General features: G+C 75.2%; 1 protein-coding gene. It reads right to left on the bottom strand.

What is annotated here, in order from left to right; genetic code table 11:
* The coding region (locus H5J26_RS30595) for a [protein-PII] uridylyltransferase (RefSeq protein ID WP_181769196.1) at positions 1-1952 on the bottom strand (1952 nt) is incomplete at both ends.

Below are 1952 nucleotides of genomic sequence, written 5' to 3' on the forward strand. Positions count from 1 at the left end.
GTGCCCAGCCGCCCGCAGACCAGCTACAAGGCCAAGCCGCAGGACACCTCGATCCGCCCCCGGGCGCGGAGGTGGGGTCGTCCGGCGCCGGAGGTGCGGGGACGGTCACCAGCAACTCGACGCCGACCGGACCGCCCGTACGGGAGCCGGCTCCCTCCCCGGCGTCCTGCTCGTCCGGATCCTGCGCATCGGGCTGCACCTCGGGCTGTTGGGACAGCGCGAGCACGGGGGCGTGTGTGCGCCATGCCTCGACGGCGAGCCGCTCCGCCTCAGCTGTCGGTACGAACGGTTCGGTGTGCTCCTCCACCGCCTCACCCGCCAGCACTCCGGCGACCCGCTTGACCAGGTCGGCCACCAGGGTTCCGCGCCACGCGGACCATGCCGCGGGCCCCGTGGCGAGCGCGTCGGCCTCGGTCAGTGCGTGAAGAAGTTCGAGTGTGCCCGCGCTGCGGACCACGTCCGCGACCGAGCGGATCGTCGCCGGGTCGTCCAGGTCGCGCCGGGTCGCCGTCTCGACGAGCAGGAGGTGGTGGCGTACGAGCGTGGCGAGGACCTCGACGTCGGCCTCCCCGAAGCCGATCCGGGCCGCCATGTCACGGGCGATCGTCTCCCCCACCACGGAGTGGTCGCCGGGCCAGCCCTTGCCGATGTCGTGCAGCAGCGCCCCGACCAGCAGCAGGTCGGGCCGCTGCACCCGCCGGGTCAGCGCTGAGGCGCGCACGGCCGTCTCCACCAGGTGACGGTCGACGGTGAAGCGGTGCACGGCGTTGCGCTGCGGGCGGCAGCGGACGCGCTCCCAGTCCGGCAGCAGGCGGGCGATCAGGCCCTCCGCCTCCAGCGCCTCCCAGACCGGCACCGTGGCTTCGCCGGCGCCGAGCAGGGAGACGAACTCCTCGCGGGCCTCCGCGGGCCACGGCACCGGCAGGGTCTTTGCGCCGCCTGCTCCTGCCCTGCCGGTGCCCGTACGGTTGCCGGCCCCCTGTGCCGTACCGGCAGTGGCCTCGGCCATCCGCCGCACCGCGGGCAGAGCGAGGGGCAGTTGGGCCTGAGCCGCGGCTGCGGCGGCCCGCAGCGGCAGCACCGGATCGCGGTCCGGACGGGCGGTGCGCGCGAGGACGGCTTCGCCGTCGTGCTCGACGACCCCTTCCGCGAGCGGCGTACGTTCCTGGTCGGCCGGCGCACGGCGCGATCCGCCCGCACCGCCGAGCAGCCCGCGCAGCCGGGTCGCGCGTCCTCCACGGGAGCGGAGCACGCGGCCCACCTCACGCCAGGTCACGTCGGAGGCGTAGGCGAGGGTGCGGGCGGCCTCGTAGACCTGCCGCAGCAGGAAGTCGGCGTCCACCATGCGGAGCGCCGAGGCGACCTGGTCCTGGTCCTGCAGCGCGAGCCTGTCGGTGGCCCGTCCGGTGGTGAGGTGGAGTGCGTCGCGCACGTCCAGCAGAGTCTCCCGCGCCTCGGCGAGGCCGCGGCGCGGTGCGTCCGCGAGCCAGGACGCGGCCACCGCCCGCAGGGCCGTGGCGTCGCGCAGTCCGCCCCGGGCCTCCTTCAGGTCGGGTTCCAGCAGGAAGCGCAACTCCCCGTGCGTACGGGCCCGTTCCTCGGCCAGCTCCCCCAGCTCGGGAAGGCGCTTGTGGGCCTGTGCGCGCCACTGCGCGAGCGCCCCGGCGCGCAAGTCCGCGGTCAGCGTCTCGTCGCCGGCCACGTGCCGTGCGTCCAGCAGGCCCAGTTGGACCTTGAGGTCCTCCTCCGCCGTCCTCCGGGCCTCGGCCGGTGTGCGTACGGAGTGGTCCAGGGCGATCCCCAGGTCCCAGACGGGATACCAGATGCGGTCCGCGATCCGCGCGATCTCGCTCTGGCGCCGTCCGTCGTGCAGGAGCAGCAGATCCAGGTCGCTGCGCGGGGACAGCTCGCCCCGCCCGTACCCGCCGACGGCGACCAGCGCGACGCCCGCC

It is taken from the genome of Streptomyces albidus (ex Kaewkla and Franco 2022) (assembly GCF_013870515.1).
Lineage (GTDB): Bacteria > Actinomycetota > Actinomycetes > Streptomycetales > Streptomycetaceae > Streptomyces > Streptomyces albidus.